This window comes from Collinsella aerofaciens, from assembly GCF_028209625.1.
In the GTDB taxonomy this organism is placed as follows: Bacteria; Actinomycetota; Coriobacteriia; order Coriobacteriales; family Coriobacteriaceae; genus Collinsella; species Collinsella aerofaciens_AM.
Genome location: NZ_JAQLDU010000002.1, coordinates 30,624 through 55,272 on the forward strand (window position 1 = coordinate 30,624; position 24,649 = coordinate 55,272).

20 protein-coding genes are annotated in these 24,649 nt (G+C 59.8%); 11 read left to right on the forward strand and 9 right to left on the reverse strand.

The window, feature by feature from the left end:
* Positions 1–2 precede the first annotated feature (2 nt).
* From pglX to PMW70_RS01480, 4 genes are all read right to left on the reverse strand, one after another.
* The gene (gene pglX, locus PMW70_RS01465) at positions 3–2,501 is read right to left on the reverse strand and encodes a BREX-1 system adenine-specific DNA-methyltransferase PglX (RefSeq protein WP_271743675.1); all 2,499 of its coding nucleotides are present in this window, start codon (positions 2,499–2,501) and stop codon (positions 3–5) included.
* A 66-nt stretch (positions 2,502–2,567) separates the two neighbouring features.
* Positions 2,568–6,230 carry a BREX system P-loop protein BrxC gene (brxC, locus tag PMW70_RS01470; RefSeq protein WP_271743676.1) on the reverse strand — a complete coding sequence of 1,221 codons (3,663 nt, stop codon included), beginning with the start codon at positions 6,228–6,230 and terminating at the stop codon, positions 2,568–2,570.
* Between the two features lie 78 nt (positions 6,231–6,308).
* Complete coding sequence (locus tag PMW70_RS01475; RefSeq protein ID WP_271743677.1) at positions 6,309–7,001, reverse strand: DUF1788 domain-containing protein; 693 nt, start codon at positions 6,999–7,001, stop codon at positions 6,309–6,311.
* 1 nt (position 7,002) lies between these two features.
* Positions 7,003–7,653 carry a DUF1819 family protein gene (locus PMW70_RS01480; RefSeq protein ID WP_271743678.1) on the reverse strand — a complete coding sequence of 217 codons (651 nt, stop codon included), beginning with the start codon at positions 7,651–7,653 and terminating at the stop codon, positions 7,003–7,005.
* Positions 7,654–8,298: 645 nt separating this feature from the next.
* Between PMW70_RS01480 and serC the strand changes: the two genes are divergently transcribed.
* On the forward strand, positions 8,299–9,423 hold the full coding sequence (serC, locus tag PMW70_RS01485) for a 3-phosphoserine/phosphohydroxythreonine transaminase (RefSeq protein ID WP_271743679.1): 1,125 nt from the start codon (positions 8,299–8,301) through the stop codon (positions 9,421–9,423).
* A 72-nt stretch (positions 9,424–9,495) separates the two neighbouring features.
* On the forward strand, positions 9,496–10,659 hold the full coding sequence (locus PMW70_RS01490; RefSeq protein ID WP_055252043.1) for a phosphoglycerate dehydrogenase: 1,164 nt from the start codon (positions 9,496–9,498) through the stop codon (positions 10,657–10,659).
* A 346-nt stretch (positions 10,660–11,005) separates the two neighbouring features.
* Here PMW70_RS01490 and PMW70_RS01495 read toward each other — a convergent pair whose 3' ends face one another.
* Positions 11,006–11,812: a hypothetical protein gene (locus PMW70_RS01495; RefSeq protein WP_158571707.1), complete on the reverse strand. Its 807-nt coding sequence runs from the start codon at positions 11,810–11,812 to the stop codon at positions 11,006–11,008.
* A gap of 397 nt (positions 11,813–12,209) precedes the next feature.
* Here PMW70_RS01495 and PMW70_RS01500 point away from each other — a divergent pair, with 397 nt between their 5' ends.
* Positions 12,210–13,430 carry a M20 family metallopeptidase gene (locus tag PMW70_RS01500; protein ID WP_271743680.1) on the forward strand — a complete coding sequence of 407 codons (1,221 nt, stop codon included), beginning with the start codon at positions 12,210–12,212 and terminating at the stop codon, positions 13,428–13,430.
* A 39-nt stretch (positions 13,431–13,469) separates the two neighbouring features.
* Positions 13,470–14,153 (forward strand): DUF1015 family protein, encoded by a 684-nt coding sequence (locus PMW70_RS01505; RefSeq protein WP_089572066.1) that lies wholly within the window; start codon positions 13,470–13,472, stop codon positions 14,151–14,153.
* Between the two features lie 128 nt (positions 14,154–14,281).
* Here the strand turns inward: PMW70_RS01505 and PMW70_RS01510 are convergent, their stop codons facing one another.
* From PMW70_RS01510 to PMW70_RS01520, 3 genes are all read right to left on the reverse strand, one after another.
* On the reverse strand, positions 14,282–14,917 hold the full coding sequence (locus PMW70_RS01510; RefSeq protein ID WP_271743681.1) for a histidine phosphatase family protein: 636 nt from the start codon (positions 14,915–14,917) through the stop codon (positions 14,282–14,284).
* A 17-nt stretch (positions 14,918–14,934) separates the two neighbouring features.
* A complete protein-coding gene (locus PMW70_RS01515) occupies positions 14,935–15,477 on the reverse strand; it encodes a histidine phosphatase family protein (RefSeq protein WP_055252053.1) in 543 nt (180 codons plus the stop codon).
* A gap of 83 nt (positions 15,478–15,560) precedes the next feature.
* The gene (locus PMW70_RS01520) at positions 15,561–16,232 is read right to left on the reverse strand and encodes a nitroreductase family protein (protein WP_271743682.1); all 672 of its coding nucleotides are present in this window, start codon (positions 16,230–16,232) and stop codon (positions 15,561–15,563) included.
* 337 nt (positions 16,233–16,569) lie between these two features.
* On the opposite strand from PMW70_RS01520, the gene PMW70_RS01525 reads away from it, so the two are divergent.
* Positions 16,570–17,070: an HdeD family acid-resistance protein gene (locus tag PMW70_RS01525; protein ID WP_271743733.1), complete on the forward strand. Its 501-nt coding sequence runs from the start codon at positions 16,570–16,572 to the stop codon at positions 17,068–17,070.
* Entirely contained in the window at positions 17,071–17,553 is a 483-nt protein-coding gene (locus PMW70_RS01530) for a YaiI/YqxD family protein (RefSeq protein WP_271743683.1), read from the forward strand.
* A gap of 106 nt (positions 17,554–17,659) precedes the next feature.
* Here the strand turns inward: PMW70_RS01530 and PMW70_RS01535 are convergent, their stop codons facing one another.
* On the reverse strand, positions 17,660–18,748 hold the full coding sequence (locus PMW70_RS01535) for a putative manganese transporter (RefSeq protein ID WP_271743684.1): 1,089 nt from the start codon (positions 18,746–18,748) through the stop codon (positions 17,660–17,662).
* 171 nt (positions 18,749–18,919) lie between these two features.
* On the opposite strand from PMW70_RS01535, the gene PMW70_RS01540 reads away from it, so the two are divergent.
* The 5 genes from PMW70_RS01540 to PMW70_RS01560 all read left to right on the forward strand — a co-directional run bounded on the left by PMW70_RS01540 (position 18,920) and on the right by PMW70_RS01560 (position 24,547).
* Positions 18,920–19,888 (forward strand): 3'-5' exonuclease, encoded by a 969-nt coding sequence (locus PMW70_RS01540; protein WP_055252061.1) that lies wholly within the window; start codon positions 18,920–18,922, stop codon positions 19,886–19,888.
* A gap of 349 nt (positions 19,889–20,237) precedes the next feature.
* Entirely contained in the window at positions 20,238–21,428 is a 1,191-nt protein-coding gene (locus PMW70_RS01545) for a hypothetical protein (RefSeq protein WP_271743685.1), read from the forward strand.
* Positions 21,429–21,847: 419 nt separating this feature from the next.
* The gene (locus PMW70_RS01550; RefSeq protein WP_055252065.1) at positions 21,848–22,213 is read left to right on the forward strand and encodes an ArsR/SmtB family transcription factor; all 366 of its coding nucleotides are present in this window, start codon (positions 21,848–21,850) and stop codon (positions 22,211–22,213) included.
* 63 nt (positions 22,214–22,276) lie between these two features.
* Positions 22,277–22,495: a cation transporter gene (locus PMW70_RS01555; RefSeq protein WP_271743686.1), complete on the forward strand. Its 219-nt coding sequence runs from the start codon at positions 22,277–22,279 to the stop codon at positions 22,493–22,495.
* A 99-nt stretch (positions 22,496–22,594) separates the two neighbouring features.
* Positions 22,595–24,547 (forward strand): heavy metal translocating P-type ATPase, encoded by a 1,953-nt coding sequence (locus PMW70_RS01560; protein ID WP_271743687.1) that lies wholly within the window; start codon positions 22,595–22,597, stop codon positions 24,545–24,547.
* Positions 24,548–24,649 lie beyond the last annotated feature (102 nt).

Consider the following 24,649-nt stretch of genomic DNA (forward strand, 5'->3'; position numbering starts at 1 on the left):
CCCTAAACCAGCGGAGACCGATTGAAGCCCCAAGATGTCTCAAACGAGTCGAAATCACACCTGGACAGGCTGACGCATTCCTTACTAATGGAGGCAGCGCAAAGATCGTCAGAAGAAGCAACAGGCAGAGAATCAACCTCCCCAGCGTTAACGTTCAACGTTGGAGAAAGAATCGAGAGACACTCACATATGACTGATGAATTACAGAGAGCTAGAAGCACAAATGGATCAGCTTTCATTGGGAAATAGCTCATCCCAGCATGCTCAGAGAGACAGCCGGATACATATCGAAAAGAGGGTTCACCGCTCGTAACGCAAGTCCAAGAGACAGACGGTATGAATTTAAAATCATCGTTGTAATCTTGACAATGACAACCAGACTCTCTTGAATTTTGCTTAACAGCTTTCCCGTTATCGCCCCATCTAACGACACTCTCTTGATTTCCGGACCATTTTCGAAAGCCACCGCCTTTAGCACATGGGAACCATTCCTTTCCAGACGAAAAGGCTTCAAAACTATTTCTTGCATTCATGCAAATTGAAGACGCTTTGATCTCCCACCACAAGCGAATGAACTTATCGTTATCACCGGTGATAATGCCTTTGGATGTCTTTGCCACAGAGCATAACTTCCTCAAGGAACCAAAGGCACCGAGAAGGGCGTCGCTGGCCCAGTAGGCTATGGGGGTGCCGGGGATTTGTTTGAAGGTGTCGGCGTCGCGGCGGTAGAACCAGCCGCAGGCGGGGTTTTGGATGGCCTCGACCAGTTTGAGCCTCTTGGCCTCAGAGCCGTTGATATCAACAAGGCGCACGTAGGCGCCCTCGTATGCCGCGCGGCCGTTGTAGATGACGTCGGCGGTAACGTTGACGACCTCGCCGCCGATAGCATCAAACGCGCGAGGGCCCAGATGGGCCATGGAAACGATTGTCTTGTTGTCGATAACCTTGGCGCGTATCTTCTCGAAGCTGCCCAGGAACATCCAGCTCTGCATGGTGACCATGGCCGCGTAGCCGCGGTCCTTGGCAAGGCTGAATCCGCGCTCGATAAAACACGTGCAAAGGTCGCTCTTCACGTCGGAGTAGTTCTTCTTGACCCATTTACTCATGAAGGGGTTAAAGCTGCTGCTGCCCATATACGGAGGATTAGCCACGGTGCAGGTAAAACGACGGGACAGCTTCTCGCAGATGGCGGCAGCGTTTTCGAGCTTAGTTTTGGTCGCAGCGGCAAAAAGGTTGTCAGAACAGCTCGCGGCGGCAGCCTTGAGCTCGTCGATCTCGTCCTCTGAAGGAATGAATAGCGAGCCGATCTCGCCCAAATGGCTCAGTTCCTCGGCGAGCTTCTTGTTACCCGGCAGCTCGTCCTCCCCCAGCGGAATGCTCGAGAGCACAGTAACGTCGGCACGGACGCCGCGCCTAAAGAAGCGACGGTCGTGCTCGCGGGCGCACATGGCAAGCGCCAGCTCCGCGATCTGCGCCGCACGCGAATCAATTTCCATGCCCGCAAGGTTTTTAGTGAGAATGAGCTCGGGAATCTCGCGCTCACGATAGCCGCGCTCCTCGTACATATGAAAGAGCAGCTCAAACGCGTAGACCAAGATATGGCCCGAGCCACATGCGGGGTCGCAGAGGGTTATATCCTCGGGGCTCGAGATGTGGATGAAGTCCTCGTGCTCAGCATCGGGCGCGATGTAATACTCCATGCGCTCGCGTAGCGAACTCCCCGGATTGTTGAGCATCCACAGACGGCCGAGCGAGTTCTCGACCATATAGCGCACGATCCACTCGGGGGTGAAGAGCTGCGTGGCGGGCGCGATGTCCGCCGCCGCTGCCTTGCGCTTGGACTTGAAGAACTCGTCTTTAACGTCAGCGTTGTAGTACTGATACATCCAGCCCAGAACGGTCACGCCCTCGCGCCAGTCCTCGTCAGTGAGGACGGCGTTGAGTTTGCCCACCACACTGTCAGCCATCATGAGGCCCTGGGGCAACAGCAGCTCCATGGCTCCACCCACGCGCTCAAAGACGCCCGGCAGACAATCGGCAAGCTCCTCGCACTGAGCAACAAACAGGTAGCGCCACAGCGGTTCATCCAAGCCCGCCATCTTGAGCTCGGCTATGCGATCGGCATCGGCCGTCGCTATCTCCACGTCCAGTGCGTTCTCCACGGCCTCGCTGCCATGGCTGCCGTCCGCACGACTCAGCATGCGCATACGGCTGGGGAGCCATCCGCGTGCATCCATAAAGCGAATGGCTACAATGCGGTTGAACCAGGTGTAGGCCGCACGGTCGCGCAGCGCCTCGTGGCCCACCTCTGCCTGCATGCGCAGAAGTTCGTCGCGTTGCTCAATCTCAGCCGGACTTAGGGGCAGGCCATTAACGGTCTCGGACCCAACGGGCGCGGGTGCAGGTTCGGTGATGCCGTAGCGCACCATCTGCGCCTCCACGCCTTTGATGAGCTCCGTACGGGCCCAGGTGCAGAAGCTCTTAAGAGCAGAATCGTTCATGGTTGATGAGCCTTTCTAGACGCCATAAGCCACCGGTGCGCGCTTTGGCACCGGTGGCTCCGCGGGTTAGTTGATACGGATCTCGTCGTTTGCAGCGAGCTCCTGCATAAGGCGAGAGCGCAGGTCGTCCACGTAGCGCTCCACGTCCTCTACGGACAAGAGACGACTCGGCTTGGCCAGATCGGCGCGGCGCACGGTTTTGATCTTGCGCAGGGGCACGGGCGCAGGCGTAGGCGCTGACGACGCAACGCCCTTGCCGGAGATCTTCTTAACCACCTCACCCGTACTCGTGACCTCAGTGGTGCGGCGCTCGTTGTCCATACGCACGCGGGCCTCATCCACAGCGTCGTACATCTCGTTGGCCGCCGCACTGAGCCAGTTGCCCCAGTTAGTTGCAACAACGCTCAGTTCGTTGAGACTTTGAGCGCTGTGGGCACGGTTTTTGAACGACTCATATTTGGTGCCGGCGTCCGCTATGGCATCCTTGGCTTGATTGACAAAGCCCTTTTGACTCTCAGCCTGTGCCCGCAGGTCTTGCAGATCGCTCTCGATTCGGCACAAAAACTCATTGCGGCGGATGCCCAGCAGCTTTTTCATGTCGTCCTCGACGGGATCCATAAGCAGCTGCAGGTCTTTAATATGGCCGTAGGGCTTGGGATCTTTGAGGATCTCGCGCACCTTTGCCACGCTCTTCACCGCGCCGGGAATGTCATCGGAGGCATACTCGATACCCTCGGTGCGGCTCAAGAAATCCTTGGCGTGGTCAAACGCTGTTCGTTGGTTGGACCCGAAGAACTCAACCACCTTGTCAAAGTCTTCCTTGGCATCGAGCAGGCGGTCCTCATGCTTGGTGAACGTGGTCAAGAACGCCTCGGCCTCGTTCTGGTCCTTAAGGACGTCGGCCACCTCCGAGCGCATCTTCTCGCACTCGCCCTCACCGGGATACGGGTAGGCCGGCTTGATGCCCGTGTAGTAGTCGCGTGCCAGGGCGACGCACACCTCACGCAAGTCCTCAAGGCGCTCCTTGAGCTCGGCCACGAGCTTATCCTCGTTGGAGGGCACGGTCTTGAGATCAAACAGGTCGCGCATGAGCTCACCCGCACCGCTCAGCAAACGGTCGTTCATGCGCACGCGCAAGCGCACCTGGGCCTTATCGGCATCCTTGCGCAGGAGTGCCACCATGCGGCTGTCGTTAGCTTGAACCGTCTGACCGCCAAACAGCACCTGCGCGCGCTGCTCCACCACAAGCTGCGCCACCACATTTGCGATATCGACCTCGCGCCAGCCAAAGGGCCTTTGCTGGTACTGGCGCTGGATATCGCCCATAGCGGTATCCAGATGGCGCTGGTGCTGCACTTTGAGGTAGTCCTCGATCTCCTTGAGCGCACGCGTGTTACCCGCGTCCATGCCAGCGAGCCCCGCTTGAACGTTGCCCGCCAGCGTGGAGCGGATATCGGAATCGCTCGTGACCGGCGCGCCGATATAGTCGGCCTTTTCAAAGACCACATCACACAGCTGCGCCAGCACCTGCTCAAAGACCTGGGCGGGTTTGGCCGCGCGGACCTCAACCATGCGGCCGTTGACTGCGCAACGTGCATGGAGCACGGCCTCGCCCAAAAGGGTATCGGCCTCTTTCTCGTTATAGGCCGCCTCGCGCATCTTGGACTCGACGATCTGGCGCGTACTCGGCTGAAGCTCCTGGAGATTTCGCGTCTTGGCGTACTTGCGGATCTTGGCGGCGCTGACGAGCGTCTCCCAATAATCCGCCTCGTCACTCAAGGCCACGATGGCTTTGCCCGAAGAAGCCAAGGCCAGCTCGGTATCGTCCGCACGGCCCAGGTCGCTCGCCATAGTCGCCACGTAAAGCTCCATGCCGCCCATGCTGGTACCGTGGATTGAGCCGTCCACATAGCGGTCAAACGGGAAGTCGTTGGCCCCGCGGTTGAGCTTGCGCGCGGTGTAGATGCTGTCGAACAGGCGCTTTTTGATAGACTCGATCACCTGCGCGTTGTCGATCGGGGTGCGTGCGATCTCCTGCGCTATCTCCTGCTCCTCGTCGGTGAGGAAGCTATAGGTATCGCCCTGGCGTGACACGTAGTTCTCGCGCTCCAAACGGGCGAGAGATTCCTTGACGCGGTCCTTGAGGGCGCGCTTGTCCACGTCCAGGCTATCGATCATGAGGATGGAGATGTTCTCGACCGTGGCCTTGGCGTAGCCGATGTAACGAATCAGGTACAGGAGCTTGAGCACCTGAACGTCGTAGGGTTCAAGGCCCTCCGCGTTCTCGGCCGCACGGACCGCGCGGTCGACCACCTGGTTGATGCCGTGCTCAAGGTCTTTGGAGATAGTGTCGAAGAAGCGCCAGAACGGCACGAGCGCACCGGTCTGGTCATGCTGGATGACCTGAGCGCTCTCCTGAAATGCGCTCAGCATGGAGCGCTCGCCCGTGGACATGTGCTTGGCCTTGACACCGTGCTTGCGCACCTCGGTCATCACGTCGGGCAGGAGCTTAAACTGATAGCCCACAAACGGGTAGCTGGCCACAAAATCCTTGGAGTTGGCGTAGCCGGCAAGGTCGGAGCGCGAGCCACCCTCAAAGGTAAAGTTGTTTTTGAGCACGGCGGTGTCTTGCTCGTAGACCCGTGCAAGCATATCGGCCGCCGGCGCGGTCTTCTCGAGCACACGGCGCTGGATGACCTCGTCCACGCTGGAGCTGGAAAGCGAAAGGCGGGTATTGAAGCGGCCTTGAATCTTTGAAAAGTCGTTGCCCACGGGCAGACTCAGGTTGTCGATGGCCTCCTGGCTCGTGACCATCACCCACACGCGGCCACCGCAGGCGGCACCCAGCTCCTCGACGATGGTCTGAAGGCTCAGCATAAGGCTTGGGTCCTGGTCGTTTGTAATAAACTGACCCACCTCATCGACCATAAAGAGCAAACGGAAGTTGCCACCGTGAGCCGCTGCCTGAGCGTCCACGTAATCCTTGACCTTTTTGGCAAAGACATCGGGGGCCAAAACCTCGTCCTCAGAACCCTCGAGCCAGTTCCATGCGGCCTTTTCGCTCATGCCGAGCACGCTCTGCAGCACCTCGACGACGTCGTCCTCAAAGTAACTGTAGGTGTCGCGGCTCTGGAGCCAGGACTCGCCGTTGACGCGCTCAAAGGCCTCGCGGAACTCCTGGGTCTTGCCCAGGGAATCGATGTAGTCCTCGAGCTTTGCAAGCTTGAGGTCCTCGCCGTAGAAGCCGCGCGCCTCGTAGAACATGCGCTCAAAGCCGCGAAGCAGCGCCGTGGGAGCCGTATCGCCCTGCTTCCACTGGCCCGCCTTGCTATCGATGTTAAAGAGGATGGCCTGCGTGGGCACCGAGCAGGCGCGCTCCATGGCGGCCGCGACCATGGGGTCGACGATCTTGCCGTCAAAGTAGCGGATGGCACTCTTACCGCCGATCTGGCGATTCTCGAGCAGGTAGCTCAGCATCTTGAGGAAGTGCGATTTACCGGAACCAAAGAAGCCGCTGATCCACACGCCGATCTTGTCGGTGCGCGCATCGATGGCATCGCCGTAGGCCTTGAAGAACGTGGCAAAGTGCCCCTGCAGCTCGCGCGTCACCACGTACTCGTCAAGCTCCTGACGGATGGACTCGTCTTTTGAATCCTGGACCTTGACCACGCCGTTGATGGAGCGGTTGATGTCTTTTGCAAAGAGATCGCGAATGATCGTGTTGTCCATGGGTGCTCCTTTGGGTTTGGGAACGTTATGGCAAAGGGTTGTTACCGGCGGCAGAGCCTTGTCTGCGGGGAGCCGTGCTTACGCGATATCGATGGCGCGGTAGTAGTTATCGGCCGGCAGACGGTTAAAGAGCTGGAAAGAAGAGCCGTTGAAGCTGCCTGGATAGGCGGCGATCACCGGCAGGTCGGAAAAATCGACTTGCATGCAGTCGAGAAGGGTGTGAATACGAAAAAAGGGATAGACCTCGCCGGCACCGGTCAGAAGAATGACGTCGCCAGGTGCATGAGGTTCGGTTTGCTCGAGGATGAACGCGGCGATCTTCTCGGGCGAACAAAATTTGGCCACGTCCTCAAGCACACGCTGGGTGCCGCGGCGCTCCTCTTGGCGCGGAATGGCCTTGAGGACACGGCGCTTTTCGAGGATCGCCAGCACGGCGTCGTAGAGGTTTACGACCTTGAGCGTGCACGGGAGCTTGCCGGCCTCGGCATCGCGTGAAAGGGTGTCAAACAACGCGCGCGCCTCAAACTCCAGCGCAGGGTCGTAGCAGAAGGTATGGAAGCCGATCTCGTTACCTATGCCCTTGTTGGCCAAAAAGTCCTCGCTGCACAGGCACTCACGCAGGAGCTGCGCGCGGCGCTCAAATTCTTGGCGGGCGCGCTCGGAGCGGGCATGCGCCGCCACGACGCTCTGGCGGGAATGGATGCCGATATTGGTGGTGATGTCCGTCGCCGGGGTGATAGCAGGGTCGATGGCGCTGTTGACGGGAGCCACGCTACATCACCGCCCTGCCGGTAAGGGCCGCGATAAGCGACTGCTCACCCAGCTGAATCAAGGCTCGCTCGACATCGGAATCGAGGAAGAGTGGTGACAGGCGCTCGGACTCCGGGCCCTGACCCTCGCCGATAAGACCGGCATGGCGGAGCGTCTGGCGCAGCGAGCCTTTGATGCGCGTGACCGTGGACTCGGTCCAGCGGGCGGCGTCCGGATACTCCGTGGTAAAGCGCGTCATAAAGGCGTTGAGGTCAACCGCCGTAAAGGCATAATCAAAGTTTTGCAGGCGCTCCCCTACCTCGACGAGCACGAGCTCGCGCACGATGTCGTAGCGGCAGATCATGCTGTAGAAGATGGCCTGGTCCGCCTGCGCGGGAGTGCCAGATGCCATAAGGCTGGTTAGGGATGACGCGGCCTCGACGGCGGTATTGGGGTCGATGCCGCGCGCGGCGCATGCGGCGTCCGTGGGCACCATGGCGTCGAGGCGGCGAAGGCACACGGTTGCGCGGTTGGCGACCATGCGCTCCGTGGGATATTGAAAGAGGTTCTCGCTCTTTACGCGTACAATGACCTGCTCGTCGCTTGCGCCCTGTATACGCAGGGCAGCGACGATGCGCATCTCATGCGGGAGGAATTGCTCGCGGGTGAGCACCCCCCCCCCGAACGCTTTTTGTGGTTACATCCACAGTACACGCTCCAAGGGTGTCAAAGGCTGTCACAAGTGCGCCGCAACCCGGCAGGCAGGCGCGGCGCACATGACAATAATCATACCTGTTGGTAAAAAAGTTACCACGCCCAGAGTGTCAAATGTTGAGCAACAAAATTAAATCCGGTTAACGGTTATTTTCGCAGCTCAGAAGCTTTGACGAGATTGCCCCAAATCACACTTACTAGACAACCGCGCTTACGAATGCAGGCACGCACACGCCCAATGCCACCCTCCGCTATATTCAACATAGAGTTATACATATGCTTCTATGTAAGGAGTTTCGTATGCCTGTCGTAAAGCCTATTTCCGATCAGACGCGCGCACTAACCACCATTCAGGAACACGAAGATCACATTCAACGTGCCATCACGCGTGGCTACGACGATATCGCCAACGGTCGAATGCGCCCCTGGAAACAGGCGAAGGCCGAGGCGAATCGGATGCGAGCCCCGAGATGATCCCTCCCCCATGTAACCATCCTGTAAATCATAGCGGCGCACTCGAGTTTTACCGTGATGCGGTCGCGCCTGGCGCTCCACTGTGCTAAAGTATCCCGAACGTTCAAACGACTACGAGGGGAACTAGAAGATGGCACGTGTGCACAACTTCTCAGCTGGCCCGGCCGCGCTGCCTACAAGCGTGCTCGCCGAGATCGCCGACGAGATGATGGACTACCGCGGTTGCGGCATGTCCGTGCTCGAGATGAGCCATCGATCTAGCATGTACCAGCAGATTATCAACGACGCCGAGGCAACCCTGCGCCGTCTGCTGAGCATCCCCGACAACTACCGCGTCCTGTTTTTGCAGGGCGGCGCCACGCTGCAGTTTGCGGGCATCCCCATGAACCTCATGCGCCGCGGCCGCGCCGGCTACGTCGTGACCGGCAACTTTGCCAACAAGGCGTACAAGGAGGCCGCCAAGTACGGCGAGGCCGTGCTGCTCGCGAGCTCCGAAGACACCAACTTCGACCGCATCCCCGACATGGCCGACATCAACGCGCGTATTGCCGCCGAGGCCGCGGGCGACGGGCTCGAATACGTCTACATCTGCCAGAACAACACTATCTTTGGCACCATGTACCACGAGCTGCCCAACTGTGGCGATGTGCCGCTGGTCGCCGATGTCTCGAGTTGCTTCCTGTCGCAGCCGCTCGACATTGAGCGCTACGGGCTTATTTACGCCGGCGCGCAGAAAAACGCCGGCGCCGCGGGCGTGACCGTGGTCATCGTGCGTGACGACCTCATCGCCGGCGGACCCGCCTTTGCGCAGACGCCGCAGTACCTGGACCTTAAGACCCAGGCCGCCAAGGGCTCAATGCTCAACACGCCCAACACCTTTGGCATCTACGTGTGCGGCAAGGTGTTCCGTTGGGTTGAGCAGACCGGCGGACTTGCCGCCATGGCCGAGCGCAACTGGGCCAAAGCCAACCTGCTCTATGACTTGCTCGAGCAAAGCGAACTGTTCCATGGCACCACGCAGGCCGACAGCCGCTCCATCGCCAACGTCACGTTCCGCACCGGCGATGCCGACCTCGACGCCGCCTTTGTCGCAGGCGCGGCCGAGCACCAGATTCAAAACGTCAAGGGCCATCGCCTGGTGGGCGGCATGCGCGCCAGCGTGTACAACGCCGTCACCATGGAAGACGTGCAGGCGCTGGCCTCGTACATGAAGGACTTCGAAGCGCAGCATAGTTTGAGCCCGCGATCTAACTAGCCCGCAACGCGCGGGCCGACCAGCCACTTCAAACCACCCTGCTTAGATCAAAACCTGCTAAGGAGTTTTTCCATGCGTAAGATTAAGACCATCGACGACATCACTAAAGACGGCAAAGTCGAGTTTGGCGAGGGCTACGAGTTTGTGGGCACCGCCGAGGAGGCCGACGCCATCCTGATGCGCTCGACCGACCTGCACGGCTACGAGCTGCCTGAGGGCATCCGCGCTATCGCCCGCTGCGGCGCCGGCGTCAACAACATTCCCGTCGAGGAATATGCCAAGAAGGGCGTCGTCGTCTTTAACTCCCCCGGTGCCAACAGCAACGCCGTCAAGGAGCTCGTCCTGGGCATGCTGGTGCTCTCGAGCCGCGGAGTAGTGCAGTCGATGAACTGGGTGCGCGACAACGCCGACGACCCCGAGATCCAGGTCGATGCCGAAAAAGCCAAGAAGGCCTTTGTGGGCCGCGAGCTCAAGGGCAAGCGCATCGGCGTCATCGGCCTGGGCAACGTAGGCTCCAAGGTCGCCAACGCCTGTGTCGACCTGGGCATGGACGTTTACGGCTACGATCCGTTCATTTCCGTCGAGCACGCGTGGGTGCTGAGCCGCGAGGTGCAGCGCGTGGGCACGCTCGAGGATCTGTGCCGCGGCTGCGACTACCTCACCGTGCACGTGCCCAGCAAGGCCGATACCATCGGCATGATCAGCACCGAGCAGATCGACCTGCTGGCCCCGGACGCCGTGCTCATCAACTACGCGCGCGAGACCATCATTGACGAGGACGCCGTCGACGCCGCCCTGCGCGCGGGCAAGCTCAGCTGGTTTAGCTGCGACTTTGCCACGCCCAAGACCGTCAAGATGCCCAACACGTTTATCACCACGCATTCGGGCGCCGGCACCGGCGAGGCCGAGGCCAACTGCGCCGACATGGCCATCAGCGAGCTCAAGGATTACCTGGAAAACGGCAACATCGCGCACAGCGTCAACTACCCCGCCTGCAGCATGGGCAAGGCGCGCGCCGCAAGCCGCATTGCCTGCCTGCATGCCAACGTGCCCAACATGATCGGCCAGATCACGGCCATTCTCGCCAAGGACAACGCCAACGTGCAGCGCATGACCAACGAGTCCGCTGGCGAGAACGCCTACACCATGTTCGACACCGATGAGCACCTGGACGGCAGCACGATCGAGGCACTTAAGCAAATTCCGTCGATGTATCGTGTGCGCGTGATTAAATAGCGCCGGCGCCAATCCTGCCAGACAGACCACGAAGCCCATTCGGCCCCCGTTTTCACGAAACGGGGGCCGATTTTGTTGCTCCGGACGACTTTAAAATGATACCCAGAACAAGTTTTTTCAGATAATCGATAGTGAGGCTCAAGTCGCTAAGCACACCCGCTTTGATAAACAGCTTTATCAGGGACTTTAGTAGGTAAAAATCGGTCTCTATGTGCCGAATGTAAGTTGACTGTCCATTTTCCGAAACAACTTATTCTAGGTAGCATTTTTAAGGCCCTTCCAAGGCAAAATATAAGTATTTTGCGACCAAAACTCTAGTCCGCGCGACCGTTTTCCGCCTGCGCGGCTACATTCCCGCCCAATCGATAAAAATCTCCTCACGAAGCCGCCGTTCGAGCTCCTGCTGCCGCGGCGTCTTGTCTTTCAGCGGCACATCGAGATAGGACATGATGAGCTCCATCACCACGCGGAAGGCATCGAAGTCGGCCAGCTGACCATAGGTCATCAGAACGACGGGATATCCCATGGCTTGCAAGGCCGTCGTTCGATCGGAGTCCGAGATCTTGGATTCAATGGATCCGTGAATGGCTTTACCTTGGCATTCAACCAGACACTCTCGACTGCCGTCCTTATTTGCCAGCAGGATATCGGCATAGCGCCTATCAAGCCCCGAAATCAGGCGGGCGCTGCGCGTCATACGAATCTCAACGTTATTGGTAAGGCGCAGCCCTTCGCCGCCGCGCAACCTCGTAAGGCCAAACAGCATCGAAGCCTGGACCTCGAGCGGCGATGCTGCCACCCCCGTAATGCATTTCGCGGCTCGTATGAACGATTTAGCGCCGCGGAGCCCCCGGACCTTATCGACGAACTCTGTAAGCTCAGAGAGCTCGATCAAGGGAGGTCGTTTCCACAAGTCCGTTGGATTCCCCGAGACATCCTTTACGTTTTCCCAGCCCGACCGTGCGTCACTCCATCGGCTCCCATATGCCTGCTCAAGTGCCGACTTTACCTGAGGCGCAATCTTGCACACGGCAAAGGTGCCGCACATCTCATACATGCACATGATTAGACGCTCGTTTGAGACCGAGGAAGCCAGGGTCAGCAGGGTAAAGAGTGGGGACGCAACATCGAAGCCAAACTCCGTCTGCCGCACGGAATCAAACGGCCTCTCCCCGTTCCAAACATGCCTGACAATGCGATCGCCCTTACGTCCGCAGCTGCCCTGCGCCAACACGTGTAACGGGGTGCCCAGGAAATGTGTGACGAGCGGATGCTCACATAGGTGCTCCCTGCGCGGATCGTCCGCAGAATCGGGCAGGTCCGGCATTATTGCCAAGACCTGTGGAGGTATCCGGTGATACCGAAAGGCAGATATGTCGCACAGCATGTCGTCCATGAAGGGTACGTACCCACCGCGTCGTTTGTAAACCCGCCTGGACGGCAAACGCGCTGGCTCGGCCTGCGAACGGTAAATACCGCTGCGCGCACGCCGCGGATCTCTCAAGAGGCTTACAATCGGTTTGGAAAGCAGACTGATTGTGAGGTTGCATATGGTTGATGAGGACTTTGCCTGGCGGCTTGCGCAGGAGCTCGTGCGGATCGACAGCTCAGACCCGGGCGCGTATGAGGATGAAATTGAGCGGTATATCAAAGCGCTGGTTGAGGCTCAGCTGGAGCGGTTGAGTCATCCGGTGCTCCATGCCGTGCAGGTTGAGGAACTCGAGGTGCTGCCCGGGCGCCGCAACCTTAAAGTCACCGTGCCGGGCCAAAGCGACGAGCCGCGGCTGATCTATATCTGCCACATGGATACCGTCACCTTGGGCGATGGCTGGGACGCAGACATCGCACCGCTTGGGGCGGTTGTGCGCGACGATAAACTCTATGGCCGCGGTGCCTGCGATATGAAGGGTGGCCTGGCCTGCGCCATTGCCGCACTGGTCCATACGCTCGAGCGCGTGGCGGCGGATGGCGCGCTGCCACGCCGCGGCTTTTCGCTCATCTGCTCGGTCGACGAGGAAGACTTCATGCGCGGCTCAGAGGCCGCGATCGATGCTGGCTGGGTCGGCTCGCGCGAATGGGTGCTGGACACCGAACCCACCGACGGACAGATCCAGGTGGCACACAAGGGGCGTACGTGGTTCGAGATCGAGATGGCCGGCGTCACGGCTCATGCAAGCCAGCCTTGGAAGGGCGCCGACGCCGACGCCGCCATAGCCGAGGTCGTGTGCTCGCTTCGTCGCACGTTTGCGACGCTGCCTTTACATGAGGAGCTGGGGCCATCGACCATCACGTTTGGACAGATCGAGGGTGGCTACCGTCCCTATGTCGTGCCCGACCGCGCCAAAGTCTGGGTCGACATGCGTCTGACCCCGCCGACCGATACGGCCGCCGCGACGCGCATGGTAGAGCAGGCCATCGCCGTCGCCGAAGCCGCCGTTCCCGGTTGCCATGGCAGCTACACCGTGACGGGCGACCGCCCCGCCATCGAGCGCGACCCGAACTCTCCCCTTCTAGCAGCGCTCAAGCGTGCCGCCGATGACGTGACGGACGCGGACACGACCGTCGGCTTCTTTACCGGCTACACCGACACCGCCGTCATTGCCGGCAAGACAGGCAACCGCAATTGCATGAGCTACGGTCCCGGGTCGCTCGCGCTCGCACACAAGCCCAACGAATATGTGCCCCATGCCGATATCGTTCGTTGTCAGCAGGTGCTAATCGCGCTCGCCGATAACGTGCTCTGGGACGCGAGCGGCCAAGTTGGGGCATAATAAGCCGCGAACAAACCGACTCGTGCGTTAGGACCGCCCATGAAAGCACTTCCGTTTCCCTGCATCCGCCCGGCTCAGGACCGCGTACTCGAGGCGCTGCCTGCAATGGGCAGCATCCTGAGCGGCAACGATGCTCTGCGCGGAGCCCTTGCCGATGGCCTGATGCTCAAGGACCCGGGTGCGGCGTATTACGTGTACGAATGCTCGGGCGAGCCGGGACGCGTGACGGGTGTCGTGGCGATCTGCCCGACGAGTGTACTTGCGGACGGCAAGGGCGATGCCAGCGCCGACGTGGCCGCCGCCGCGCGCGCGATCGCCGAGCTCAAGGTGCAGCCGCGCCCCGTGTCGCTCGCCTACGAGGCCTCGCCCGTCATGGATATCATCCTGGGTGCCGCCAAAGAGGGCGCGTCGCTCTACGCCGTCACCGACCCCGCGGGCATTACGCACCGCGCGTGGGAGGTCAAGCGCGAGGACGCCGTCGGGGCCATCCGCGCTATGCTCGACCAAGCACCGGAGCCGGCACTGACCGACGACCCCGCCTACGCCGCCGCTCTGACCGGGGCGTCGCAGCTGCTGGCCGATGAGGCCCGTGCCGCCGGAACGTACACCGGCAAGGAGCCGTTCAACTTTACCGTTGCCGTGCTCTTCCCCGCCGCGCAGGTCAGCGGCGCCGCGCCGCAAGTTCCGACAGGTCTGCTCACGCACCAGGTCGCGCGGTTCTAGCAAGACCAGACCGCCCAGCACAAAAATCGGCAGCTCAACAAACAGGGGGCGGAGATGCAGCAGGTACATGCATCTCCGCCCCTTTTGCGTCGAGAAGTAAGTCGGCGACCCGCACCGCCACGCCCAAACTACCCGCGCTGCGGACCCGCGGCAGCCACGAGCGGCTCAAGCCCCAGCTCGCGCGCGTAGTCTTCCTGCGTAAAGATCTCAACCAGTTCAAACGTATCGGTCGTATCGTCAAACACGAAATGCAGCACCGAGCAGTTGCCCGGCACGCGCTCGCGCTCGTCGGCCTCCGTGCCCTTCACGTGATCCAAAAACTCCTTGATGGCCGATCCGTGGCTCACCGCAAGGACGCACTCGTGGTCCGGGCGTCGCATGAGTTCGGTCAGCGTCGCCACCATGCGCTCGCGCACCTGGATCTGGCCCTCGCCGCCAAATTGACGATAGAAATCGCGCCACGGGCGCTCGGGCATAAGCATCACGCGCTCGGCCTCAAAGTCGCCAAAGAACCACTCGCGCAGACCGTCCAGGCGCTCGTACGCCAAGCCCGGCCACAGGTTGGCGATGGTCTGTTCGGTGCGGTGCAGCGTAGAGGTGTAGACGTGGTCGGGCTCAATGCCGCGTGCGCGCAAAAACATGCCGGCGCGCGCCGCCTGGTCGCAACCCAACTGCGTAAGCGGCGAGTCGCTCCAGCCCTGAATAATGCGCTTAAGGTTGAATATCGTCTGTCCATGACGGACCAGATACAGATCTTTATTCATAGGGGTCCTTTCGTTCGTTACCAACCCAAGAGCGAAAACGCCCCGTCGCAATAGCCAAAATGAAGCACGGCACCGTTGTCGGGTAGCTCTCCCCCGCCAGTCACATACTCAAGAAACTCCTGGCAGGCTGAGCCGTGGGAAACCGCCAGCACGCAGTCGTGCTGCGGCCTGGCCATGATGCGGGACAGCGCCGCGACCATGCGCGACTGAAGCTGCACTTCCGACTCGCCGCCAAAGGCCACCGGATAATCGCCCCAGGGCTGCGGCGGCATCTCGCGATTTGATGTGCCCTCCAGCGAGCCAAAATGCCACTCACGCAGGTCATCGACCAGCTCAATGGAACGGCCCTCGCCAACGATAAGCTCGGCCGTATGCCGCGCCCGGCCCAACGGCGAGGAATACACATGATCAAAGGCCACGCCACGCGCCGCAAACGCCGTACGCGCCGTCAGCGCCTGCTCGCGCCCGCGCGCCGTAAGCGGCGAATCGTGCCAGCCCTGCAAAATGCTCTGCACATTGAGCTCAGTCTGCCCATGCCGCACCAAATACAGATCTGCCACACACCCTCCCCTCGTACCACCACAAAGGGGACAGGAGCCTTTGTGGTGATTTTGCCGCCGGATTGCACCGCAACGACGCACAACTACAGCAGCACGTCGGCAAGCGGACGCTTGGGTACGTGGTGCACCTGCGCCTCGTCGCGCCAATAATTGATGGAGCCATCGGGGTTGGAATCGATCGCATCGATCACCTGTATCTCGGCCGGAACGCCAAAGGCCATGATCAGCTTGAGCTCATACTTGTCGTTATCGAGCCCCATGGCATCGATCGCATGGGGCGTAAAGGCCTTGAACATGCAGGCTGCCACCTCGGGCGTAGCGCTGCGGGCGGCGAGCATCATCGTCTGCGCGGCAATGCCCGTGTCGACCTCGGTAATGGGAGCGGCAGGCTTGCCCGGAACGGCGCGCTCAGCCAGAATCGCGATGTAGCCGGTCGGGCGCTCGCCCTCGGCAGGACCCGGCCAATCCTTGAGCGCACCGGCCCATGCAAGCTCGTCAAATACACGCGCGCAGTCCTCTGCACCGCTTACCACATGAAAACGCAGACGCTGAGCATTGGCACCGCAGGGAGCCAGGTGCGCCAGTTCCGCCAGCTCGAGCAAAAACTCGCGCGGCACGCGCATGGACTCGTCAAAGCGACGGCACGTACGGGCACGACGGACCAGCGCATCAAACGCTTCCAGACCGAGCTTTTCGCAGCCCTGCTTTGCCATCGATTCTGCGCTTACCGGCGCTGCGGGAACTGCTTCGTTCATAGGGACCCCCAATTCAAGCCAATTGTCTTTAGGAAAATCTAACCTAAAACGTAGGCAATAACGAACAGGGCTGCAATGTTCTACACCTGTTGAATAGAAAATCGCGACGTGGGGAACAACGGAAACAATTCGGGACCTTTGGGTTACGTTTCGCCCTCCCCGACCCATACGCCAGCGCCTTTAAGCGATACTGGTTGTAACGATCAAGGCTTACGCCGCACGGAAAGGAGACATTATGGGCATCTTTAAGAACGATGACCAAAAATCGAGCCAGTTTGGATTTGACGAGAAAAGCATGGCGGGCAAAGCCGTCAAGGCCGTACGCTGAATCTACGCCATCACGGGCGTCTTAGCACTCATTGCTGGTATCGCGCTGCTTTTTGCACCCGCCAAGTCCCTCGTCTTTTTGACGACCGTCCTGGGTTTTTACTTTGTAATCACCGCTGCCATCAGGCTGTTCACTGCCATTTTTGAGCCGCTGCTGCCCACCGGCTGGCGCGTGACGAGCATCATCTCCAACCTACTCATTATCTTGGGCGGCGTCATAATCCTGCGCAACCAGGCCTTCTCGACCGCGACGCTCACCACGATGGTGGTTATCGTGGCCGGCTTTGGCTGGATTGTCGAAGGTGTCATGTCCATTCTGGAGTCCGAGCTTTCGTCCAACCGCGCCCTCGCCATCCTGAGCGGCGCACTCTCCATCATCGCCGGCATGTTCGTGTTTATCTATCCGCTGTGGTCGGCCAAGATGCTCGTCATCTTTAGCGGCGCCGCGCTGCTGGTGTTTGGCGTAACGCTGATTGTTCGTGCTATTCAATTTGGCAAACTGGTGCACTAGATGCCACGAACGCTCTTTATTGATGCAGACGCCTGCCCGGTCACGCGCGAGTCGATTGACTGCGCGCGGCGGGCGGGCGTCGCCGTTGTTATCGCCGGCAACAGCACGCAAAACCTGGAACGGCACATTCGCCGCGATGACCCGCGCGATGCCGAGCACGCGCGACGCGGCTTTTGGGTCACGACGCTCGACGTGAGCGTGGGCGCCGACAGCGCCGACTTTGCCATTGTCGAACGCCTGCAGGCGGATGACGTGGTCGTGACGCAGGACATTGGCTTGGCGAGCATGGTGCTCGGGCGCGATGCCGCCGCTATCGGTGTGCGCGGGCGCGTCTACGACAAAGCAACCATCGACATGCAGCTGTTTATTCGCCACGAGGAAAAGAAGGTGCGCCGCGCCGGCGGACGCACTCGCGGGCCGGCGGCATTTACCAGCGAAGACCGCGCCCGCTTTAAACGCAACCTCACCGAGCTGCTGCGCTAACCAAGGTAGATTTTTGGGACATGTCCGGAAATCTACCTTTTTGTTTTGGCGGCGGGGAATGCCCTGTTCACAGGAGTAGATCGTAAGACATGTCCCAATAATCTTCTTAAAGGCCAACGGCGGAGAGGATGAGGCCCCAGCCAGCGCCGATGACGTACATCATGATCAGGAACACGGCATTTTCGCGGGCGCTGCGGTTGGTGCGGAACAGCACCAGATAACCCACGCCGGCGGAAATGAGCGTGCCGGCGAGCATCGGGGCCAGCTGCAGCGCGCCTTCCAGGTACAGTTGCGTGATGACGACGCTGGCCGAGCAGTTGGGGATCAGGCCGACGAGTGCCGAGCCCAGGACCGCAAGCGTCTCGTTGCCGCGCAGGAACTGCTCGATTGCGGACTCGCCGAACGTCTCGAGCACGGCAACCAGAATCAGCGTCACCAGGAAAATGAATACCGATACCTGCACGGTGTGGAAGATGGCGCTGCGGATAATCGACAGGACAGGCGTCCCTTCGTGGGAATGGGAGTGACCGTGACCATCATGGTGTTCATATTCGCCCTCATGACCGTGATCGTGGCCATGTCCGTGTTCGTGCTCGTCTTCGTCTTCATCACAACCGCAATGGTCGCGCTCGCACAGCTCGTGGATGTGGTCGGCGCTCACGCCCGCCTCGGCCACCTCGTCGATGATGTCACCGCCAGTGTGGTCGTCGTGCGCACAGTTCACATGGGCCGGGTTGGCCGCGGTTCCCAGCACGGTACGGCGAATCGCCGCATGCGCGCGAGCGTTACGACGCAGGCCGCGGATGGCGGCATCCACGATAAAGCCCGTAACCAGCGCGATCAGTGCCTTCGAAGCCAAAAGCATCGCCATGGTCTGCACGGGCACCTGCTCGGCGAGCAACAGCGGCAGCATCTCATCGGAGGTCGAAAGAAACACCGCCACCAACGTGCCCAAGGTCACGACACGACCGGCGTACAGCGTGGCCGCCATTGCCGAAAAGCCGCACTGCGGCACCATGCCCAGCAACGAGCCAACCACGGGGCCCGCGGCACCAGCGCGCTTGATGGCGCCGTTAACGCTGTCACCCGCGACGTGTTCCAGGGTCTCGAGGGCCAGATACGTCACCAACAAAAACGGCACCAGCGACAGCGTGTCCTTGCCGGCGTCGAGCAAAATATCAATCAGCAAATCCATGACGGATGGAACCTTTCGTGTCTTTCGGCAGCATTGTAAAAGTCCTAGCGGTCAACTAGGGTATTGTAGTTGTCCCGGGCGCGGTGCCAATAGTTGCCCATGGTAAACTATCATCTCGCCACAACTCAGTAACCCCGAGCCGCGCAACGCGGCCCGTCCAAGGAGTAGCATATGAACGTATCGCAAGCACTCGAATACGAGCGCCAGCCGTTTATCCCCATGTTTATCTACGGCGACCACGGCGCCATGGAGTCCGAGCGCCAGAAGGGCGAGGAGGCCCTCAAGGTGCTCGAGACCGAGTACTTTACCGCCGAGGGCGACCCCGGCTTCGACTTTGCCACCGTGCGCGACCTGGCCGACCGCAACCGCGACCTGTGCGACCAGATTGGCGAGGCGCGTCTGCGCAACGTGACGCCCGCGACGCTCTCGCGCGGCCTGTCCGATGCCGACACCTGCGCCGCCATCGGCAAGATGCAAAAGCGCACCGCCGCGTCCGTTATGCGCGAAATCCGCGGCGACCGCGACGCGCTCGGCGTGGCCTACGCCCGCAAGCCCATCCAGGGCACCGTGCTCGGTATCGACATCGAGACCACCGGCCGTGCACCCGAGCGCGGCTATATCATCAACGTGGGCTGGGAGATCATGGAGCTCACCAGCGACGCCGTCCCGCATGACGCCGAGGCACACTACTGCGGCCTGCCCGACATCTACCGCGGCGAGGATGTGCCGTTGTCGAATATCCACCACATCACCTGGGACGACATCGACGGCAAAAAGCCGTTCCGCGAGAACAAAGAGCTGCAAAAGCAGCTGCTCAAGCTTATGAAGAAGTACCCGTACATGGCACACAACGCCGCCTTTGAGGACAGCTGGTTCAAGATCCACCTGGACGGCTACGCCGAGGCACGCCGCGCCGGCAAGATCATCGTCATCGACTCGCGCCAGATCTGCCGCAGCCTGGACGCCGACGTGCGCTCGCTCCCCCGCGAGTCCGCCCCCGCCGCGCTCGAGAACTGGGCACGCCGTCGCGGCACCCTCGCGCCCGACGCCAACGAGCAGCATCTGGGTCTGGACGACACCGACCTCATGCTCCGCACGGTACAGGCCGAGTTCAACCTCAAGAACCTATTCGCGAAATAGCAACGCCTGCGACAAACACTGCTTGCTCACGAGCGGCCTCGCAGCGGGAAACACCGCAGCGGGGCCGCCCTACGTTCCACAGATAGATCTGCCATCACAAATTCTGAACCCTCATTTTGAACGATTTCGGCCAATTCCCGACACGTAATTCGTTGTCGGATGGCGATGCATCGATATCAAATGTGCAGCAATTGAGTTTTTATATGCTATAGCTAAGCTGCGATAACATTGATTTTAGGCGTGCCAACCCATAATTGCGTCAAGCTTTTGGACAGCATTTGGTTAGGCCCCTAAAACGACTTTCCCACTCAGCGCCATCAACACGGCATTAGCTGACACGATATATACCATGAGTATCGTATTGTCACATACCACTGCAAAAGCGGTCTACCAGGCCGCGCATTCGGCGTCTGCGAAAGACACCGAGCCCTGTAACCCTGCCGCGATTTACGGATCATGTCCCACCGGAACGCTCCTTGACGCAGCCGCAGAATGGCTCACCAAACACGATGTTTCCCCTGACGCAAATGATTGCCTCGAGGTAATGGTATTTGATCGCAGGAATGCGCGCTATGCAATGAACTGTCAATGCCACGTTTCGTCAAAACGATTCTCGAACTCACGCTTTATAGAGCTCAAAGATGGCATCTTCATTGTTGGCGTTGAGCTTTGCGCACTTCAGGCCGCCACCTATCTCCCTTTTCGCGAACTGGTGGAGTACTACTTTGAATTGTGCGGCGTTTACTCCCTTGGAACCGGCTCTTCCACCTCTTATAACGAGCGTTTCGCGCTCACCTCGACCGAGAGGTTGAAACAGTTCTTTAATTCCATTACCAGATGCGACGGTCTGGCCCTTGCCCGAAAGGCGATCCAATGTGTGCGCGACGGATGCCGGTCTCCTATGGAAACGGCCTTTGTCATGATGCTAACGCTGCCCAAAAGCGAAGGAGGGCTTGGTATTAAGGGAATTGAGACCGATTACGAGGTGCAGGTCACCGCTGCCGCAAAGAATCTCACGAGACGCAAAAAGTTCTTTATGGATGCGTATCTAAAGAAATCTCGCACAGACATTGAATACAACGGGTTTTATCATGACGCGGAAGAAGACCGCGCCATCGATGAGGAGCGCAAGAATGCGCTTGCGTCCATGGGATACGGAATCATCACCGTCAGTCGTTATTCCTTTATGCATGCCAGCGCTTTCGTTAGGGTCATGGAGGCGATCCAACGGAAAGAGGGCATACGCCCCTCGCGTCTGCCAAAAGACTTTCAAATCATGCAAGAGGACCTGAGACAGTTTGTGCTCAGAAGGTTTATAGAAGAGAAAAAGCGAATTCAGAAGCAGCTTCGCCAGGATTCCGAAGATCGTCAACGAATCGACCTCGAAAAAGCAACACTCGAAGGTATCACGCTGGATGACCCGACAATAAATGAAGTTCCGGCAATCGATGACATGCAGACTGTCGAATCCGACAGCCCATCATTTGCCCAAATAAGCAGCCTCGCGCCCGAGGGCAGAATCTTCGGGGCCGGAAGCTAGACCGGCTAACAAGGTGGGTACCCTAGCGATGTGCAAAATTGCGAGTATTCAGCAGGGTCGGCCCTCCAGCACCCACAAGTTAATCCAAATGAGAAACAAAAACGCTATCGAACAGGAACGTTAGGCAACATTTGAGGAAGACCTTGTCTGTTTACCGCCCTTGGATAACTCTTGAGCGGCTTTATTTGGCCTGGAATAGATTAACGGACCCCCTATAGTTGCAGAATACTCCAATTTTTGCACGGCGCGGGGGCACCCACCCCGGCATCGGCTATCAAAACCGCTCAGTCCGGAATCTCGTCCACTATTCCCCATCATTTTGTGCGACGAATTACCTGAACGTCATTGACATATGAACATGCGCTCATATAATCGGAAGTAAGTTATATGAGCGCATGTTCATATGAAAGGATGTTGCAATGAGCAGCCACGCTGATGAAACAAAGACTGGCATCGAGGCCACCGAGCCGATCGTCCCCACCACCTGCTCGCCCGAGGACCTTCCCGACGAGGAGCTGTTGTACGACCTGGCCGACCTGTTCAAGGTCTTCAGCGACACCACACGCATCAAGATTCTCTATGCCCTCATGGGTCGCGAGCTCTGCGTGGCTGACATCGCCGAAGCGACCGCGACCTCGCAGTCTGCGGTGTCGCACCAGCTGCGCACGCTTAAGCAGTCGCACCTGGTCAAGTTCCGCCGCGACGGCCGCAACATTCTCTACTCGCTCGCCGACGATCATGTCTATACCATGCTCAACCAGGGCATGAGCCATATCTGCGAATAGCAATCAACCACGGTATCAGCGCGGCCGGCACCCAGACCGCTAACACAGGGAAAGGAACCCACCATGAAAAAGCAGTTTAAGCTCGACGAGATCGATTGCGCCAACTGCGCGCATGAACTTCAGGACGAGCTGGCTAAGCTCGATGGCGTCAAGTCCGTTTCGGTCAACTTTATGACCCAGAAGCTGACGCTCGAGGCCGACGACGCCGAGTTCGACGAGGTCCTGGACCGCGTCGTTGAGTTCACCGCCGACGCCGAGCCGGACTGCGAGATCATTCTCTAACCCGCGCATACGTTGACCTGTAAGGCCGCGCTTGCCGCGGCCTTTGCTCGCGAAATTATATGAGTAAGTGTTCATACACTCAAATGGGAGGTTTGAATCATGGCAGCCGCCGATCCCAAAAAGAAAAAGAAGAAGCGCAAGAAGAAAGAGTCCCTTGAGCACAAGCGCAACCGCATCCTGGTAGCACTGGGCATTTTTGCCGTTGTTTATGCCCTCGACGAGCTCGGCGCCCTCACTATCGCATTTGGGGAGCCCGGCAACATCTACGCCAGCTTCGCGCTGTTCCTCGTGCCGTTTTTGATTGCCGGCTACGACGTACTGCAAAAGGCATTCAATAACATCCGCCGCGGCAAGGCCTTCGACGAGAGTTTCCTTATGGCAGTCGCGACCATCGGCGCGTTTGCCATGGTGCTCTTCCCCGATACCGACCCGCACATGGCCGAAGGCGCCGCCGTCATGCTGTTCTACCAGGTCGGCGAGTTGTTCCAGGCATATGCCGTGGGCAAGAGCCGCAAGTCGATCAGTGCCATGATGGACATCGCGCCCGACTACGCTAACGTCGAGCAAGCCGACGGCACACTCGAACAGGTCTTTCCCGATGACATCGCCGTCGGCACCGTGATCGTGGTCAAGCCCGGCGAGCGCGTGCCCATTGACGGCGTAATCGTCGAGGGCGAAACCCAGCTCGACACCGCCGCACTCACGGGCGAGTCAGTTCCCCGCCCCGCCAAGTCCGGCGACGACATCATCAGCGGCTGCATCAACATGACGGGGCTCATCCACGTGCGCACCACCAAGCCCTTTGGCGAGTCCACCGTCGCGCGCGTTCTGGAGCTCGTGGAGAATGCCAGCGAAAAGAAAGCACGCACCGAGAACTTCATCACGCGCTTCGCCCGCGTCTACACGCCCGCCGTCACCGGCGCTGCCGCGGTGCTCGTGCTCGGCGGCGGCTTGGTCACCGGCGCCTGGTCCGACTGGATCCTGCGCGGCCTGACCTTCCTGGTCGTCAGCTGCCCGTGCGCGTTGGTGATCAGCGTGCCGCTCAGTTTCTTTGGCGGCATCGGCGGTGCCTCCAAGCTGGGCGTTCTCATCAAGGGTTCTAACTACCTCGAGACGCTCGCCGATGTGGACACCGTCGTCTTTGACAAGACGGGCACCCTCACCAACGGCACGTTCTCGGTGGTCGCGGTGCACCCCGAGGCTGGCTATACCGAGCAGTCGTTGCTCGAGGTCGCAGCCCTTGCGGAGTCGTTCTCCGATCACCCCATCGCGCAGTCCGTGCGTGTCGCCTACCAGGGCGAGGTCGACCCCAAGCGCGTGAGCGACTCCGCCAACGACGCGGGCCATGGCGTGACAGCGACCATCGATGGCAAGCACGTCGTCGTCGGCAACGCCAAGATGCTCGCCGCAGCCGGCGTTGAAGCGCCGGACTGTGAGGTCGTCGGTACCATCCTCCACGTGCTCGTGGACGGTGCGTATGCCGGCCACATCGTGATTGCAGACACCGTTAAGGCCGATGCCGAGCAGACGATCCGCGACCTGCACGCCGCCGGCGTCAAGCGCACCGTCATGCTCACGGGTGACCGCGAGGAAGTGGCTGCGTCCGTAGCCGAACAGTTGGGTCTCGACGAGTTCCACGCGCAGCTGCTGCCAGGCGACAAAGTCGAGCGTGTTGAAGCGCTGCTCGCGGCCGAAAGCGGCAAGGGCAAGCTCGCTTTTGTGGGCGACGGCATCAATGATGCGCCCGTGCTTACGCGCGCCGATGTGGGCATTGCCATGGGCGCCATGGGATCCGACGCTGCGATTGAGGCCGCCGACGTGGTGCTCATGGATGACAAACCGTCCAACATCTCCCGTGCGATCCGCGTAGCACGCAAGACCATGTCGATTGTTTGGCAGAACATCATCTTTGCGCTGGGCGTTAAGCTGCTGATCCTTGTGCTGGCAGCGCTGGGCATCGCCAATATGTGGCTTGCCGTCTTTGGCGACGTGGGCGTGGCGATCATCGCCATCCTGAACGCCATGCGCGCGATGGGTGTCAAGAACCTGTAGCGCCTGTGGTCCCTCCGGCCGGGACCGGGCTTGGTTTTGAAAACGTCCTCGACTAATGAAGTGCCCCCGTTCTGCTCCTTCGGAGCTACGAACGGGGGCACT